The sequence below is a fragment of the Citrobacter sp. Cs237 genome, assembly GCF_030332325.1.
Taxonomy (GTDB): Bacteria; Pseudomonadota; Gammaproteobacteria; order Enterobacterales; family Enterobacteriaceae; genus Citrobacter_A; species Citrobacter_A sedlakii.
This window is the reverse complement of sequence record NZ_JAOWIB010000109.1, coordinates 498,100-515,098: the sequence shown is the minus strand read 5'-3', so window position 1 is coordinate 515,098 and position 16,999 is coordinate 498,100. Positions and strand designations below refer to the sequence as shown.

Sequence of the window (16,999 nt, the reverse complement as noted above, 5' to 3'; positions counted from 1 at the left end):
TTAGAACTGGTAAACAATACCGACTGCGACGGTGTCGTCGGAGCCTACGCCCAGTTTGTTGTCAGAATCAATCTGGTTGATGATGTAGTCAACGTAGGTGGACATGTTTTTGTTGAAGTAGTAAGTGGCGCCAACTTCCACGTAGTTCACCAGATCTTCATTACCAATACCTTCTACGTCTTTCGCTTTAGATTTGGTGTAGGCGATGGACGGACGCAGACCAAAGTCGAACTGGTACTGTGCGACTAACAGGATGTCCTGGGTTTTGTTAGCAAAACCGCCGCTAATTGGCGTTGCGTTACGGGTTTCACCGTAGTTTGCCGCCAGATAGAGGTTGTTCGCATCATATTTCAGACCGGTTGCCCACTGCTCAGCTTTATCACCCTGGCCACGCAGAGCCGGGTTAGTCTGCGCATTGGTACGATCGGCGGAGCCGTAAGCACCGACGATGCCGAAGCCTTCGAACTCATAGCTCAGAGAGCCACCCCAGCCGTCGCCGTTAGAACGACGCACGTCGCTGAAGTTGTTGTCATCGCCGTCAACCTCATAGGTGCTTGCGCGCTCATTTTTGCCCAGGTACTGAACGCCGAAGTTCAGGCCTTCAACCAGACCAAAGAAGTTGGAGTTACGGTAAGTCGCAACGCCGCCCACGCGACCCACAAAGAAGTTATCGGTGTAGGCGGTATCGCCGCCAAATTCAGGCAGCATATCGGTGTAGCCCAGCGCATCGTAAACGATACCGTAGTTACGACCGTAGTCGAAGGAGCCCGCGTCGCCGAATTTCAGACCCGCGAACGCCAGACGGGTTTTGTTGCCGCTCTGCGCGTCAGAACCCCCTTCAGAGTTGTTACCCTGGAATTGATACTCCCACTGACCGTAACCGGTCAGTTGGTCATTAATCTGTGTTTCCCCTTTGAAACCAAGACGGGCATAGGTCTGGTCGCCATCGCCACCGTAGCTGTTCTCACCGTTGCCTTTAGAAAAATAATGCAGACCTACCGCTTTACCGTACAGATCCAGTTTGTTGCCGTCTTTGTTATAGACTTCTGCAGCGTTTGCCGCACCGGCAGTCAGCAGGGCAGGGATCACCACTGCCAGAATATTGCGCTTCATCATTATTTATTACCCTCATTGGTTTTTTTATGACACCTGCCACTGCCGCCAATAATTTCTGTAAATAAAAATTTACGGAACTATTGATGAGAGTTTGGTGTCTTTATGTGTCTGACAGGCATCTTTCCATTCAAACCAGCGTTCCGCTACCGTCAAAGTGCTACAAAGATAAAGATTTGGTTTCAAAAAGAAAAAATATGTAACCATATGTTTCATTTTTGGAACTTTGTGAACGATATCAAGTTTCGAACCTGTTTCCGCTTCAAATATCGGCAGTCATATCTATATATATGATTTTCTTATCTTTAATTCAGATAAGTGTAAAAAATTGAACAGAAAATCGGCACCTTTGTTTTCGCGTATGCCGTGTTGTAGCCGTCTGGAATGCTATGCAATTGTTTAAAAAAAGTACTAATGGATGAGAATAAACTAATCCGTAGTGATATCAGGGATTTTGGTTTGTACGAAATATGACGCTGAAATATGACGTAACAGGACGGAAGGGGAAGGCGGTTGATCTTTACATTGCTGCCAAATTATTCACAGAAATTGACAGTTGATATCATAAAAAGGCCAGCAGCGCTGGCCTTTTGACGTCGAGATTAGAAACTCGCGTTGCGCGGTGTGCGCGGGAACGGGATCACGTCACGTACGTTCTGCACGCCGGTGACGTAGGCGATCAGACGTTCGAAGCCGAGGCCAAAGCCAGAATGCGGAACCGTACCGTAGCGACGCAGATCGCGATACCACCAGTAATCTTCTTTATTCAGGCCCATTTCCAGCATTCGGGCATCCAGTACATCCAGACGTTCTTCACGCTGGGAGCCACCGATAATCTCGCCAATGCCCGGCGCCAGAACATCCATTGCGGCAACGGTTTTCCCGTCGTCGTTAAGGCGCATATAGAACGCTTTAATGTCCTTCGGATAGTTTTTCACCACGACCGGCGCTTTAAAGTGCTCTTCCGCCAGATAACGCTCATGCTCCGAGGAGAGATCGACGCCCCAGTACACCGGGTTCTCAAATTTCTTACCGCAGTTTTCCAGGATCGTGACCGCATCGGTGTAGTCCACCTGGGCGAAGTCAGCTTCAATGAAGCGTTCCAGACGTGAAATCGCTTCTTTGTCTACGCGCTCCGCGAAGAACTTCATGTCGTCCGCACGTTCAGTCAGCACTGCATTGAAGGCATATTTCAGCATGGCTTCCGCCAGTCCGGCGACGTCGTTCAGGTTAGCAAACGCGACTTCCGGCTCCAGCATCCAGAACTCAGCCAGGTGACGGCTGGTGTTGGAATTTTCGGCACGGAAGGTCGGGCCGAAGGTGTAGATCTTCGACAGTGCGCAGGCGTAAGTTTCGCCGTTCAACTGGCCGGATACGGTCAGGAATGACTCTTTACCAAAGAAGTCTTTATCGAAATCGACTTTACCCTGCTCGTTACGCGGCAGGTTTTCCAGATCCAGCGTCGACACACGGAACATTTCGCCCGCGCCTTCGGTATCGGACGCGGTAATAAGGGGAGTGGACACCCAGAAGAAGCCCTGTTCGTCGAAGAAACGATGCAGCGCCTGCGCCAGGGTATGGCGAACGCGGGCGACCGCGCCAATCATGTTGGTGCGCGGACGCAGATGCGCCACTTCACGCAGGTATTCAATGCTGTGGCGTTTCGCCGCCATCGGGTAGGTGTCCGGATCTTCCACCCAACCGGTGACTTCCACGTTCGTCGCCTGAATCTCGAAACTTTGCCCTTGTCCCGGTGAGGCCACTACCTTACCCGTAACGATAACCGAGCAACCGGTGGTCAGACGCAGCACTTCTTCATTGTAATTGGGCAGAGAATGATTAATGACGGCCTGTACAGGATCAAAGCAGGAACCGTCATAAACGGCGAGGAAGGAGATGCCAGCTTTTGAATCTCGGCGGGTACGTACCCATCCGCGCACGGTGACTTCGCTGTCAACGTCTACGCGGCCCTGGAGTACGTCGGCTACAGGCACAACGCTCATAATATTCTCTCTGTTAGTAGTCCAATATAAAAACACGTCCCCGAAACGGGGGAATACCTATGTTACCTGGCATCTGCCATCAGACAAGCAGAATTCGTTAGCAAAGAAGAAGATTTCGGAAATAAACGTGAAAAGGGAGCCGTAGCGGCTCCCTTAAGCTGTTAACTGGCTTTTTTGATATGCGGTAAATCGAAGGCTTTGCGCAATGCGCGAACAAACGCTTTGTCGTGACAAATGGTTTTGCCTGGGCTGTCGGACAGCTTGGCAACGGGCTTGCCGTTACACTCCACCAGCTTGATAACAATGTTCAACGGCTTCACCTGCGGAATATCGCAGGTCAGGCGCGTACCGATGCCGAAGCTCAGCCGCACCCGTGAAGAGAAGTGGCGATACAGATCGACCGCTTTGCGCAGATCGAGATTATCGGAAAAGACCAGGGTTTTACTCTGCGGGTCGATGCCCAGTTTTTCATAGTGGGCGATAGCTTTCTCACCCCATTCCACCGGATCGCCGGAGTCATGCCGCAACCCCTGATAACGACTGGCGAACTCGACGCCGAAGTCGCGCAAGAACGCATCCATGGTAATACAGTCGGTCAGGGCGATCCCCAACTGGTCAGGGTATTCATGCAACCACGCTGCAAGCGCCGCACGCTGACTGGTCGCCAGTTCCGGGCTGATTTGCTGATGCGCCTGAAACCATTCGTGGGCCTGGGTTCCCATCGGCGTCAGGGAGAGACGACGAGCGAGATCGTAGTTGCTGGTGCCGACAAACCACGGCTCCTGCTGCAGGCGCTGGACAATGGCCTGCTGCACTTCGCGGGAAAAACGGCGGCGGGTGCCGAAATCCATCAGGTGGAAGTGAGACATATCGAGATCGGCGGTTAACGCAGAGAAATCGACAAGTTTACTTTCGAGCGTATCAAGCGCCTGAGAGACGCCCGCTTCCGGAGAACGATAACGATGCACCAGCTCGCTTATCACCGCCAGCAGGGGAACTTCCCACATGATGACTTCACGCCACGGGCCGGTTAAGCGGATATTGAGCTTACCGTTATCATTGCTGACCGAGACCTGCTCCGGGTTATAGCGAAAATCGCGCAACCAGTTCAGGTAATCCGCTTTGAAGAAAGGCAGTCCAGAGAGCCACTGATGCTCATCTTCCTGAAGGCGAAGATGCTGCATGGCGTTGACCTGCTCGCGAATGGCGTCAGCATAAATACCCAGCAGATCGTCGCCACGGCAACGAAATTCCGCCGCTACCTGCACATCATAGTAGTGGTGATATACGGCTTGCTGCATATGCAACTTATAAGCGTCTGTATCCAGCAACGAGTGCAGAACAGAAGAAGCGAATTGTGTCATAGGTGCGCAGTAGCATCCTCTCACGGGAGCGTTTAGTACAATAAACAACTAAGAAAACCGCTGGAGTATACCTTGTTTAGCGATTTATTGAACCCCGATCACACCATAAGCTGACTTTCGGGTCGAGTGCATTTCGTGCCTCGTGTTATAAAAATGTAGCAACAAGAGGCTTTGTGCCTGAAAAGATGAACATTCTGCGTAGCGCGATTTGCGCAACAGGAATAGACTGGAGTCGAGACTCTATAAAAGATGCGAAAGGTTTTTTTATGACACAACAGCCACAAGCCAAATACCGCCACGACTACCGTGCGCCGGATTACCAGATTACTGATATTGACTTGACCCTTGACCTGGATGCTGAAAAAACCCTGGTCACGGCAGTGAGCCAGGCTGTTCGTCATGGCGCATCCGATGCCCCGCTTAAACTCGATGGCGAAGCGCTGACGCTGATCTCCGTCCATGTTAACGATGAACCGTGGACGGACTATAAAGAAGACGAGGGCCAACTGGTCCTCAGCAATTTGCCCGAGCGTTTTACCCTGCGCATTGTTAATGCGATCAGCCCCGCGGCAAATACCGCGCTGGAAGGGCTGTACCAGTCCGGCGACGCGCTGTGTACCCAGTGCGAAGCGGAAGGCTTTCGCCATATCACCTGGTATCTCGACAGACCAGACGTGCTGGCGCGCTTTACTACCAAAATTATCGCCGATAAAGCCAAATATCCGTTCCTGCTGTCTAACGGCAACCGCGTTGCAGAGGGCGACCTGGATAACGGTCGCCACTGGGTTCAGTGGCAGGATCCGTTCCCGAAACCGTGCTACCTGTTTGCGCTGGTGGCTGGCGATTTCGACGTGCTGCGCGATACGTTTACCACCCGTTCAGGCCGGGAAGTGGCGCTGGAATTGTACGTTGACCGCGGCAATCTGGACCGCGCGCCATGGGCGATGACTTCGCTGCAAAACTCCATGAAGTGGGACGAAGAGCGCTTTGGTCTGGAATACGATCTCGACATTTATATGATTGTCGCCGTCGACTTCTTTAATATGGGCGCGATGGAGAACAAAGGCCTCAACATCTTTAACTCCAAATACGTGCTGGCGCGAACCGACACCGCCACCGACAAAGACTACCTCGATATTGAACGGGTGATCGGTCATGAATATTTCCACAACTGGACCGGTAACCGCGTCACCTGCCGCGACTGGTTCCAGTTGAGCCTGAAAGAAGGCTTAACCGTGTTCCGCGACCAGGAGTTCAGCTCCGATCTCGGTTCCCGCGCGGTGAATCGCATTAGTAACGTGCGTACGATGCGTGGGTTACAGTTTGCGGAGGACGCCAGTCCGATGGCGCACCCCATCCGCCCGGACAAAGTCATCGAGATGAATAACTTCTATACCCTGACGGTTTACGAAAAGGGGGCGGAAGTGATCCGTATGATCCACACGCTGCTGGGAGAAGAAAACTTCCAGAAGGGAATGCAGCTCTATTTTGAGCGTCATGATGGCAGCGCCGCTACCTGCGACGACTTTGTCCAGGCGATGGAGGACGCGTCCAATATCGATCTCTCCCATTTCCGTCGCTGGTACAGCCAGTCCGGCACCCCGATTGTGACGGTTAAAGATGACTACAATCCGGAAACCGAACAGTACACGCTGACCATCAGCCAGCGCACGCCACCCACGCCGGATCAGGCGGAAAAACTGCCGCTGCACATCCCGTTTGCCATTGAATTGTATGACAACGAAGGCAAAGTGATCCCGCTGCGCAAGGGGGACCATCCGGTGAATCCGGTGCTCAACGTCACGCAGGCGGAACAAACGTTTGTTTTTGATAACGTCTATTTCCAGCCCGTTCCGGCGCTGTTGTGCGAGTTTTCCGCGCCGGTGAAACTGGAATATAAATGGAGCGATCAGCAACTGACCTTCCTGATGCGTCACGCGCGTAACGACTTTTCGCGCTGGGATGCGGCGCAGAGTCTGCTGGCGATCTGGATCAAGCTGAACGTCGCGCGCGTTCAGCAGGGGCAACCGCTCTCGCTGCCGGTGCATGTTGCCGACGCCTTCCGCGCGGTGCTGCTGGATGAGACGATTGATCCGGCGCTGGCGGCGGAAATTTTGACTCTGCCTTCCGCAAATGAAATGGCTGAACTGTTTGAGATCATCGACCCGCTGGCGATTGCCCAGGTACGCGAAGCCCTGACCCGGACGCTGGCGACAGAACTGGCGGATGAATTCCTCGCGATCTATAACGCGAATCATCTGGACACGTATCGTGTGGAGCACGGGGATATCGGTAAGCGCACCTTGCGCAATACCTGCCTGCGTTTCCTCGCCTTTGGCGAAACGCAGCTTGCCGATACGCTGGTGAGCAAGCAATACCATACAGCCAACAATATGACCGATGCGCTGGCCGCGCTCTCTGCGGCGGTGGCCGCACAGCTACCGTGCCGCGACGCGCTGATGCAGGAGTATGATGATAAGTGGCATCAGGATGGTCTGGTGATGGATAAATGGTTTATCCTGCAATCCACCAGCCCTGCGGAAAATGTGCTGGAAACGGTGCGCGGCTTGCTGAAGCACCGTTCGTTCAGTATGAGCAACCCGAACCGCGTGCGTTCGCTGATTGGCGCCTTCGCAGGCAGTAATCCGGCGGCTTTCCACGCCGAGGACGGCAGTGGCTACCAGTTCCTGGTTGACATGTTAACCGAGCTGAACAGCCGTAACCCGCAGGTGGCGTCGCGGCTGATAGAACCGCTGATTCGTCTGAAGCGTTATGACCTGCCGCGCCAGGAAAAAATGCGCGCCGCGCTTGAACAGTTAAAAGGGCTGGAGAATCTGTCCGGCGATCTGTTCGAGAAGATCGCGAAAGCGCTTGCCTGATGCGTCGACCTGCCGTTTCTTAGGGGCGATAAATAATCAGCGCCACCGGGTAATTTACCGGGTGGCGCTGATTTGACCAGGCGACAGCATGCGGTTAATCAGCCATGCCGACGCACCGGTTGCGTCGTTTCGCCTCGCTGCATCACCCGTTGCAGCACCTCCGTTTCCAGCTCCGCTAAACGCACGGACCCCCGACGATGTGGTCGCGCAATATCCACCGTAAGATCCAACCCGATCTTGCCCGCTTCGATCAGCAGTACGCGATCGGCCATTGCCACAGCCTCGCTGACGTCGTGGGTCACCAGCAGCACCGTGAAGCCATGTTCCTGCCACAGTGATACGATAAGATCCTGCATCTCCAGTCGGGTCAGCGCATCCAGCGCCCCGAGCGGCTCGTCAAGTAACAGCAACCCGGGACGATGGATAAGCGCGCGTGCCAGCGCCACTCGCTGCTTTTGTCCACCGGAAAGCGCTGCGGGCCATTCCTCCGCCCGGTTTTCCAGCCCTACTGCAGACAGCGCCTGACGTGCGGCGTTCCGCCAGTCGCTTTTCAGTCCCAGACCGACATTATCCATCACCGACTTCCACGGCAACAGGCGCGCATCCTGAAACATCATGCGGATGTCCCCCTGCATCTCCGTCAGCGGCGTAGTACCTGCCAGTAACGCGCCGTCGGTGGGCGCCTCCAGCCCGGCGAGCAAGCGCAGCAGCGTGCTTTTACCGCCACCGCTACGTCCGACCACCGCGACAAACTGACCGGCCGGAATATGCAGATCCAACCCGTTCAGCACCGTGTTTTGCGCATATCGCTTTGTCACCGCATTCAGCAGGAGCGGCGTACCCTGGTTCAGTCGGGCGGTATTCATACAGCGGCCTTTTTCAATTGATAAGCGGGATGCCAGCGCAGCCAGAGGCGCTCCAGCAGTTGCGCGCTGACATCGGCGAGCTTGCCGAGCAGGGCGTAAAGAATAATGGCGACGACGACGATATCCGTTTGCAGAAATTCCCGGGCGTTCATTGCCAGGTAGCCGATACCGGAATTGGCCGAGATAGTCTCTGCCACGATGAGCGTCAGCCACATTAGTCCAAGTGAAAAACGAACCCCAACCATGATCGAGGGCAGGGCGCCGGGTAAAATCACATGCAAAAACAGCGACAAACCGGAAAGCCCATAACTGCGCGCCATCTCCACCAGTCCGCGATCGATATTGCGGATCCCATGCCAGGTGTTGATGTAAATCGGAAACAGCGTACCCAGCGCCACCAGAAAGATCTTCGCGGTTTCGTCAATGCCAAACCACAGGATGACAAGTGGAATTAGCGCCAGATGCGGTACGTTGCGCAACATCTGAATGGACGTATCCAGCAGGCGTTCTCCCCAGTGCGACAGGCCGCTGACCAGGCCCAGCGCCAGGCCGAGCGAACCGCCGATCGAAAAGCCGATCAGCGCGCGCCAGGCGCTGATTGCCAGATGCTGCCAAAGCTCACCACTGGCGGAAAGCGTCCAGAACGCGGCGATCACCCCTTCCGGCGACGGAAAAATGCGACCGGAAAGCCAGCCCAGGGAGGAAGCAAGTTGCCAGACCGCCACAATACCCACCGGCAAAAACCAGGGGGCAGCGTGCAACAATCTTTTTTCAAGGGGCGTAGCCATGTTCATTCTCCTTAGCTTTGGGCGGCTTTACGCGGAATGAAGTCATTCGCCACGGCTTCTCCCTGCAAATGCAGATGCTGCGGCTGCGGAACGTCCGGTATAGCAACGTCAAGGTGCGGGAAGAGTAGTTCGCCGACCTTCCAGGCCTCTTCCAGATGCGGATAGCCAGATAACACAAAACTGTCGATACCCAGCGCGGCATATTCCTGAATACGCGCCGCCACCGTTGGGCCGTCTCCCACCAGCGCTGTGCCTGCGCCGCCACGCACCAGCCCCACGCCTGCCCACAGGTTAGGGCTGATTTCCAGATTATCGCGTTTGCCGTTATGCAGTGACGCCATCCGTTGCTGCCCCACGGAGTCCGTCCTGGCGAAAGCGGCCTGCGCTTTCGCGATGGTTTCGTCATCGAGATGCGCGATCAGCCGGTCCGCCGCGCGCCAGGCCTCTTCGTTGGTTTCGCGCACAATCACATGCAAACGAATACCAAAGCGCAAGGTGCGACCGCGAGCCGCTGCTTTAGCGCGCACCTGGGCGATTTTCTCTCTTACCTGATCGGGCGGTTCACCCCAGGTCAGATACAGATCGACCTGCTCCGCAGCAAGTTCCTGCGCAATCTCGGAGGAACCGCCAAAATAGAGCGGTGGATACGGCTGCTGAACCGGCGGGAAAAACAGTTTCGCGCCGTTTACATGAATATGCTTGCCGTTAAAATCAACCGTTTCACCCTGCAATAACCGTCGCCAGACCTGGGTGAACTCGGCGGAGGCTTCATAGCGCTCGGTGTGATCGAGAAAGACCCCATCGCCCGCCAGTTCCTGTGGATCGCTACCGGTCACCAGGTTGAACAGCGCCCGACCGTTAGAGAGCCGGTCAAGCGTCGCCGCCTGGCGTGCCGCCACCGTGGGCGACGTGACGCTTGGCCGTAATGCCACCAGGAACTTAAGACGCTGGGTGACCGGGATCATCGAGGCGGCGACCAGCCAGGCATCTTCACAGGAACGCCCGGTCGGGATCAGTACGCCAGTGAATCCCAGACGATCGGCCGTCTGCGCGATCTGCTGGAGATAACCGTGATCCACCGGACGAGAACCCTGATCCGTTCCCAGAAAGTGACCGTCACCGTGAGTCGGTAAAAACCAGAACATATTCAGGCTCATAGCTGTTTTCCTTCCTGTTGAGTGGGTTGCCAGATGCGCTGGCGAATATCAATCTTTTTCGGCACCAGACGGTTGTCGTAAAACAGGTCTGCCGTTTGTTGTTGCAGCGCCGCAACGGCAGCGCTGACCGGGGAAATGGTGGTCGGCGGGCGATGATCGAGATAGGCGGCGATCACCGGTTCCGGTAATCCCATGGTTTTCGCCAGCAAGGTAATGCTTTCCGGGCGTTGCGAAACCGTCAGCGCGTCGGCCTGGCTAAAGGTGTCCAGCACGCCCTGAATAAACACGCCGTTCTTCTCTGCGTAGGGACGTGAGGTGAGATAGAACGAACCGGTTTGTTTCAGGTCGCTACCGTCCTTAAGCACGCGCACGCCACCCTGCAACAGCGCCGCAGAATAGTAAGGATCCCAAATCGCCCAGGCATCTACGTTACCCTGCTGAAAAGCGGCGCGGGCGTCGGCAGGCGTTAGCCACGTTGGCTGGATATCGGTAAATTTCAATCCAGCTTGCTGGAGTGCGCGTAACAGCAGGTTGTGCGAGCTGGAACCTTTCTGAAGCGCCACTTTATGCCCTTTCAGCTCCGCCACCGTCCGGATGGGGCTGGATTCCGGCACCAGTATCACTTCCGCTTTCGGTTTCGCCGGTTCAACGCCGACATAGACCAGATCCGCGCCGGCGGCCTGAGCGAAAATCGGCGGAATATCGCCGGTGCTGCCCAGATCGATACTGCCCACGTTAAGTGCTTCAAGCATCTGCGGTCCGGCCGGGAATTCAACCCAGGAAATACGGGTCTGCGGATAGCGCTTTTCCAGAAGTTGATGGCTTTTGGCAAGAACCATACTGATGCTGCCTTTCTGATAACCAATGCGTAGCGCGTCTGGTGACGAAGGCGCAGCGAAGGTTGCGGCTGAAAGCGCCAGCAGGCCGCCGAATGCCAGTAAAGGTTGTTTTAGCAAGTTAAGCATGAGCCGCGCCTCGCTGAACCGTGAAAGCTGGGGCGGGAACCTCGCGGCGATGCAGTGCTTGCCAGAAGGTTTCCAGCGCGTCGTCGAGCCGCAACTGTAAATTAGGGGTGAAGCGGGGGGCATGTTGATACTCAATGATCTGGGTATCGTCGGCAAAGACCCCGTGCAGGATTTCTTGCGCCTTGAGGGCGCTAAGCACCGGCTTTAGCGCATAGTCAACGGCAAGCAGATGCGCAACGGTACCCCCCGTGGCCACAGGTAACACCACTTTGCCTTCCAGCGCCCGCTCCGGAAGCATATCAAGCAGTGTTTTCAGGGCGCCGGAATAGGCTGCTTTATAGACCGGTGTGGCGACGATCAGGCCATCCGCTTGCTTAAGCTGTTCCGTCAGGATGTGCAACGCCGGGCTGTCGAAGCGCGCATATAACAGATCTGCCGGTTCGAAGTTGTGCAGATTCCAGTGCCAAACCTCCACGTCCAGTGCGTTGAGCTTTTCACGGGCGTATTCCAGTAATGCACTGGAGCGAGAGGGGAAGCGTGGGCTTCCCGCCAGAGTGATGACGCGCATAGTTGCCTTCTCTCTTATAACTTTATGTTTGCTTTTAAGTAACATTGATAACATTTTTTGCAGTCTGTCAGAGGAGGGGCGGGAACCGAAATGATTTATGCGGGATAGAAAATGTGAAAAAAGCATAAAAAGGGTACAGCGGGGGAAACGATTGCTTTTTATTGCCGCAGGTCAATTCCCTTTTTGTGCGATATCACCCATAATACGCCCCCGGTCTGCACACCGGGAATCCAGGAGAGTTCATGTACTACCCCTTCGTTCGTAAAGCCCTTTTTCAGCTCGATCCAGAGCGCGCTCATGAATTTACGTTTCAGCAATTACGCCGCATTAAGGGAACGCCTTTTGAAGCGTTAGTCCGCCAGAAAGTACCAGCCAGGCCGGTCACTTGCATGGGGTTAACCTTTAAGAATCCCCTTGGACTGGCTGCCGGTCTGGATAAAGACGGCGAATGTATCGACGCCCTGGGCGCGATGGGGTTTGGTTCGATCGAGATCGGCACCGTTACTCCACGTCCGCAGCCGGGCAACGACAAGCCGCGGCTCTTTCGCCTGGTTGATGCTGAAGGGTTGATCAACCGCATGGGCTTTAATAATCACGGGGTGGATAACCTGGTTGAGAATGTTAAAAAGGCCCATTATGACGGCGTGCTCGGCATTAATATCGGTAAAAATAAAGACACACCGGTCGAGCAGGGTAAAGATGACTATCTGATTTGTATGGAAAAAATCTACGCTTATGCCGGTTACATCGCGATTAATATCTCCTCGCCAAATACACCGGGATTACGTACCTTACAATATGGCGACGCGTTGGACGATCTGCTAAGCGCAATTAAAAATAAACAAAACGATCTGCAAACGATCCATCAAAAATATGTTCCGATCGCCGTAAAGATCGCGCCGGATCTTTCAGAAGAAGAACTGATCCAGGTTGCCGACAGTTTAGTTCGCCATAATATTGATGGTGTTATTGCGACCAATACAACACTCGATCGTTCTCTGGTCCAGGGAATGAAAAATTGCGATCAAACGGGCGGTTTAAGTGGTCGTCCGCTGCAATTAAAAAGCACAGAAATTATCCGTCGACTTTCCCAGGAATTAAAAGGCCAACTGCCCATTATTGGCGTAGGTGGGATCGACTCGGTCATCGCCGCCCGCGAGAAGATGGCCGCCGGGGCAACACTGGTACAGATTTATTCCGGTTTTATTTTTAAAGGTCCGCCGCTGATTAAAGAAATCGTTACCCATATTTGATTTTTTTTCCCGCGCTATATCAGAATATCAGACAACCAGGGGTTTATTTCCGCGCCTGGTTGTTTTATATTCTTTCACTGTTGCTTATTTAGACATTTTAAGCTTTGCTTATAAAAGCAATAAGCGAAGCGGCAAAAAGGGACAATTTTGCAACAGGTCAATGGAGAGGGGAGAGAAAAATGCGAATTAAACCTGACGATAACTGGCGCTGGTATTATGACGAAGAGCATGACCGTATGATGCTCGACTTAGCCAATGGCATGTTATTTCGCTCGCGTTTTGCCCGCAAAATGCTCACCCCGGATGCATTTTCGCCGTCTGGTTTCTGCGTCGATGACGCAGCGCTTTACTTCTCCTTTGAAGAAAAATGCCGTGACCTGGAGCTTTCCCGGGAACAAAAAGCGGAACTGGTGCTCAATGCGCTGGTGGCGATTCGTTATCTGAAGCCGCAAATGCCGAAAAGCTGGCACTTTGTGGCGCATAATGATAACTGGTCGCCGACGACAGGCGATACCGCCTGCGTCTGGTTAAGCGATACCCAGGAACAGGTCAATTTGCTGGTGGTGGAACCTGGCGACAACGCCGCGCTGTGCTTACTTGCTCAGCCCGGCGTCGTGGTGGCGGGACGAACGATGCAGCTTGGCGATGCGATAAAGATCATGAACGACAGACTGAAGCCGCAGTTGACCGCCAGCAGCTACAGTCTGGAACAGGCGGTTTAACGCGCCAGCTTCAGCGCGCTTTTTGGCACACAGCTACAGCTCAGAATTGTGCCGTCCGGGCCCAGCGCGGACTTTTTCAGCGGAGTCACTTCGCCTTCCAGCAATGTGATACGACAGCAGCCGCAAATCCCCGCCCGACAAGAATAGGGTATGCGAATTCCCTGGTTTTCCAGTTGTTCAAGCAGCACCTGCTGATTATTACCCCGAAATGCCTGCCCCTGCCAGTCAATGCTGACCGAGGCGTCTGCCTGCGGCGCGGCGTCGGGGATGTCATCCGTATCGGCCGCGCCATAGACGCGCGCGGGGCCGGTTGACAAAATCTCCACCTCATCGCCGACCCGGACGACGCCGCTGTTTCGGGCGATCAGATTCTGACCGAAATCCACATCGCCATTATCCGACGCGGTGCGGAAGGTCTGAAGCGTCGCCAGCGGCTCACCCGACGGGTGTTTCTGCCCTTTTTCCGGACTGACGGTGGTAAAAATGCAGCGACTGCAGGGTTTCGCCACATCAAAGATAACGTCGCCGATGCGAATCACTTTCCAGGTATCCTCTTCCCACGCGCTGGCACCAGAAACCACCAGATTCGGGCGGAACTGCTCAACCTGAACCCCTGCCGGGCAACGCTGCTGAAGATCGCGCAGCGAGGCGTCATTCACCAGCAGATAAGGATAGCCATCGGCAAAGGAGAGTGGGACGCTCGCATGGCGCTTAACCCGGCGGGTGAGTTGAGGCCCGACCCAGCGCAACTGCACGGCGCGGGAAAAGAAGCCGCTCAGCCACTGGTTGATGGCCTCCGGTGCGATGCGGGCGGTAAAATGATTCCCCCATACTTCTGTTGGCGCGTCCTGTGCGGCGAAATCGTTAAACCGGACGATGGCGGAACTGCCATCCGGCGCGGTCAGATGCAGGCCATCATGCAGAGGAGAGGGGGTAAAACGTACCATCTGCGGAAACTGACGGGCGGTAATGAAGGTGCCGTCCGCTTCGGTTATCATAAAAATCCGATCGAAAGCCAGTCCGCTGACGTCTGCCAGTGCATGGGTCAGTCCAATGCCGCGCATGGATTTGACGGGGTGAATAAATAGGCGGGTTAACGTCAACACGGTACAGTCCCTCGAAAGAAATAAGCCTTCAACTTTATGACATAGGCGTCAGTTTAGCTATAATGCGCAGCAATTTTCTTCGAGTATAAGTGACGATATGAATTCTTTGTTTGCCAGTACGGCCCGTGGGCTGGAAGAGCTGTTAAAAACTGAACTGGAAAGCCTCGGCGCCGTAGAGTGTCAGGTTGTTCAGGGTGGTGTCCATTTCAAGGGCGACACCCGGCTTGTTTACCAGAGCCTGATGTGGAGTCGCCTGGCCTCGCGCATTATTTTACCGTTGAGTGAGTGCAAAGTTTACAGTGACTTAGATCTCTATCTGGGAGTTATGGCGATCGACTGGACGGCGATGTTTTCCCCGGACGCCACCTTTGCTGTTCACTTTAGCGGCCTGAACGACACCATCCGCAACAGCCAGTACGGCGCGCTGAAGGTAAAAGACGCGATTGTGGATTCCTTTACCCGTAAGAATTTACCGCGTCCGAATGTGGACCGTGAATCGCCGGATATCCGCGTTAACGTCTGGCTGAATAAAGACACCGCCAGTATCGCGCTGGACTTAAGCGGTGACGGTCTGCATCTGCGCGGCTATCGCGACCGAACCGGTCTTGCGCCCATCAAAGAGACGCTGGCGGCGGCGATTGTGATGCGTTCCGGCTGGCAACCGGGGACGCCGCTGCTTGATCCGATGTGTGGTTCCGGCACGTTGCTGATTGAAGCGGCAATGTGGGCCACCGATCGCGCGCCGGGTCTGCACCGTGGGCGCTGGGGCTTTAGTGGCTGGGCGCAACACGACGAAGCCATCTGGCAGGAAGTGAAAGCCGACGCGCAAACCCGAGCGCGCAAAGGTCTGGCGGATTATGGTTCGCGTTTTTACGGCTCCGATAGCGACGCGCGGGTGATCGAACGCGCGCGCAGCAACGCCCGTCGCGCGGGGATCGGCGAGCTGATCTCGTTTGAGGTGAAAGACGTAGCGCAACTGAGCAACCCGCTGCCGACAGGACCGTACGGGACGGTGATCAGCAACCCGCCGTACGGTGAGCGTCTGGACAGCGAGCCGGCGCTGATTGCGCTGCACAGCCTGCTTGGGCGCACGATGAAGAACCAGTTTGGCGGCTGGAATCTGTCGCTGTTCAGCGCTTCACCGGATCTGCTCAGCAGCCTGCAACTGCGCGCTGACAAGCAGTTCAAAGCGAAAAACGGCCCGTTGGACTGTGTGCAGAAAAATTATCATATCGCCGAAACCACGCCGGACAGCAAACCGGCCACGGTGGCGGAAGATTACGCTAACCGTCTGCGTAAAAACATCAAAAAGCTGGATAAATGGGCCCGTCAGGAAGGCATTGAGTGCTTTCGCCTGTACGATGCCGACCTGCCGGAATATAACGTCGCGGTGGATCGTTACGCTGACTGGGTTGTTATCCAGGAATACGCGCCGCCGAAAACCGTGGATGCGCAAAAGGCGCGTCAGCGGCTGTTTGACATTATTGCGGCAACGCTGTCGGTACTCGACATTGCGCCAAACAAGCTGGTGCTGAAAACCCGTGAACGGCAAAAGGGGAAAAACCAGTATCAGAAGATGAACGAGAAGGGCGAATTCATTGAAGTCGGTGAGTACAACGCCCGCCTGTGGGTAAATCTCACCGACTACCTTGATACCGGCCTGTTCCTTGATCACCGTATTGCTCGTCGAATGCTGGGGCAGATGAGCAAGGGGAAAGACTTCCTTAACCTGTTCTCTTACACCGGCAGCGCCAGCGTCCATGCGGGCCTGGGCGGGGCGCGTAGTACGACGACAGTCGATATGTCGCGAACCTATCTGGAGTGGGCGGAACGTAACCTGCGTCTGAATGGCTTAAGTGGCCGCGCGCATCGTCTGATTCAGGCCGACTGTCTTGCCTGGCTGCGCGAAGCGACGGAACAGTTTGACCTGATTTTTATCGACCCGCCCACGTTCTCCAACTCGAAGCGGATGGAGGACGCGTTTGACGTTCAGCGCGATCACCTGGCGCTGATGAAAGATTTAAAGCGTCTGCTGCGTAAAGGCGGCACGATCATGTTCTCCAACAATAAACGCGGATTCCGTATGGATCTCGACGGTCTGGCGGCGCTGGGGCTGAAAGCACAAGAAATCACCCAAAAAACGCTTTCCCAGGACTTTGCCCGCAACCGCCAGATCCACAACTGCTGGCTGATTACCGCAGCCTGAAAGGATAAG

13 protein-coding genes are annotated in these 16,999 nt (G+C 54.9%); 4 read left to right on the top strand and 9 right to left on the bottom strand.

Annotated elements, in window-relative coordinates; all coding sequences use genetic code 11:
* From ompF to pncB, 3 genes are all read right to left on the bottom strand, one after another.
* Nucleotides 1–1,116 (bottom strand): porin OmpF, encoded by a 1,116-nt coding sequence (gene ompF / locus OGY07_RS22620; RefSeq protein ID WP_286603307.1) that lies wholly within the window; start codon nucleotides 1,114–1,116, stop codon nucleotides 1–3.
* Nucleotides 1,117–1,715: 599 nt separating this feature from the next.
* Nucleotides 1,716–3,116, bottom strand: a complete 1,401-nt coding sequence (gene asnS, locus OGY07_RS22615; RefSeq protein ID WP_042288071.1) for an asparagine--tRNA ligase — start codon at nucleotides 3,114–3,116, stop codon at nucleotides 1,716–1,718.
* 161 nt (nucleotides 3,117–3,277) lie between these two features.
* A complete protein-coding gene (pncB, locus tag OGY07_RS22610) occupies nucleotides 3,278–4,480 on the bottom strand; it encodes a nicotinate phosphoribosyltransferase (protein ID WP_042288068.1) in 1,203 nt (400 codons plus the stop codon).
* Between the two features lie 266 nt (nucleotides 4,481–4,746).
* Between pncB and pepN the strand changes: the two genes are divergently transcribed.
* Nucleotides 4,747–7,359, top strand: a complete 2,613-nt coding sequence (gene pepN, locus OGY07_RS22605) for an aminopeptidase N (RefSeq protein WP_286603305.1) — start codon at nucleotides 4,747–4,749, stop codon at nucleotides 7,357–7,359.
* 98 nt (nucleotides 7,360–7,457) lie between these two features.
* Here pepN and ssuB read toward each other — a convergent pair whose 3' ends face one another.
* Genes ssuB through ssuE form a run of 5 tightly spaced genes read right to left on the bottom strand, consistent with a single transcriptional unit; the run spans nucleotide 7,458 to nucleotide 11,703 of the window.
* Nucleotides 7,458–8,225, bottom strand: a complete 768-nt coding sequence (gene ssuB / locus OGY07_RS22600; RefSeq protein ID WP_286603303.1) for an aliphatic sulfonates ABC transporter ATP-binding protein — start codon at nucleotides 8,223–8,225, stop codon at nucleotides 7,458–7,460.
* Nucleotides 8,222–9,013, bottom strand: coding sequence for an aliphatic sulfonate ABC transporter permease SsuC (gene ssuC / locus OGY07_RS22595; protein WP_042288057.1), 792 nt, complete (start codon nucleotides 9,011–9,013; stop codon nucleotides 8,222–8,224). Before ssuC ends, ssuB begins: the two co-directional genes overlap by 4 nt.
* An 11-nt stretch (nucleotides 9,014–9,024) precedes the next feature.
* On the bottom strand, nucleotides 9,025–10,170 hold the full coding sequence (gene ssuD, locus OGY07_RS22590; RefSeq protein ID WP_200035761.1) for an FMNH2-dependent alkanesulfonate monooxygenase: 1,146 nt from the start codon (nucleotides 10,168–10,170) through the stop codon (nucleotides 9,025–9,027).
* Nucleotides 10,167–11,135, bottom strand: coding sequence for a sulfonate ABC transporter substrate-binding protein (locus OGY07_RS22585; RefSeq protein ID WP_286603299.1), 969 nt, complete (start codon nucleotides 11,133–11,135; stop codon nucleotides 10,167–10,169). The genes ssuD and OGY07_RS22585 overlap by 4 nt, the downstream gene beginning before the upstream one ends.
* Nucleotides 11,128–11,703 carry an NADPH-dependent FMN reductase gene (gene ssuE, locus OGY07_RS22580; protein ID WP_042288049.1) on the bottom strand — a complete coding sequence of 192 codons (576 nt, stop codon included), beginning with the start codon at nucleotides 11,701–11,703 and terminating at the stop codon, nucleotides 11,128–11,130. Before ssuE ends, OGY07_RS22585 begins: the two co-directional genes overlap by 8 nt.
* 242 nt (nucleotides 11,704–11,945) lie before the next feature.
* Here ssuE and pyrD point away from each other — a divergent pair, with 242 nt between their 5' ends.
* Nucleotides 11,946–12,956, top strand: coding sequence for a quinone-dependent dihydroorotate dehydrogenase (gene pyrD / locus OGY07_RS22575; protein ID WP_060569551.1), 1,011 nt, complete (start codon nucleotides 11,946–11,948; stop codon nucleotides 12,954–12,956).
* 179 nt (nucleotides 12,957–13,135) lie between these two features.
* A complete protein-coding gene (zapC, locus tag OGY07_RS22570; protein WP_042288043.1) occupies nucleotides 13,136–13,678 on the top strand; it encodes a cell division protein ZapC in 543 nt (180 codons plus the stop codon).
* On the opposite strand, the gene OGY07_RS22565 is transcribed toward zapC, so the two are convergent.
* Nucleotides 13,675–14,784: a YcbX family protein gene (locus tag OGY07_RS22565; RefSeq protein WP_200035763.1), complete on the bottom strand. Its 1,110-nt coding sequence runs from the start codon at nucleotides 14,782–14,784 to the stop codon at nucleotides 13,675–13,677. The two genes, zapC and OGY07_RS22565, sit on opposite strands and share 4 nt — an antisense overlap.
* Before the next feature lie 97 nt (nucleotides 14,785–14,881).
* Here OGY07_RS22565 and rlmKL point away from each other — a divergent pair, with 97 nt between their 5' ends.
* The gene (rlmKL, locus tag OGY07_RS22560) at nucleotides 14,882–16,990 is read left to right on the top strand and encodes a bifunctional 23S rRNA (guanine(2069)-N(7))-methyltransferase RlmK/23S rRNA (guanine(2445)-N(2))-methyltransferase RlmL (RefSeq protein WP_286603294.1); all 2,109 of its coding nucleotides are present in this window, start codon (nucleotides 14,882–14,884) and stop codon (nucleotides 16,988–16,990) included.
* Nucleotides 16,991–16,999 lie beyond the last annotated feature (9 nt).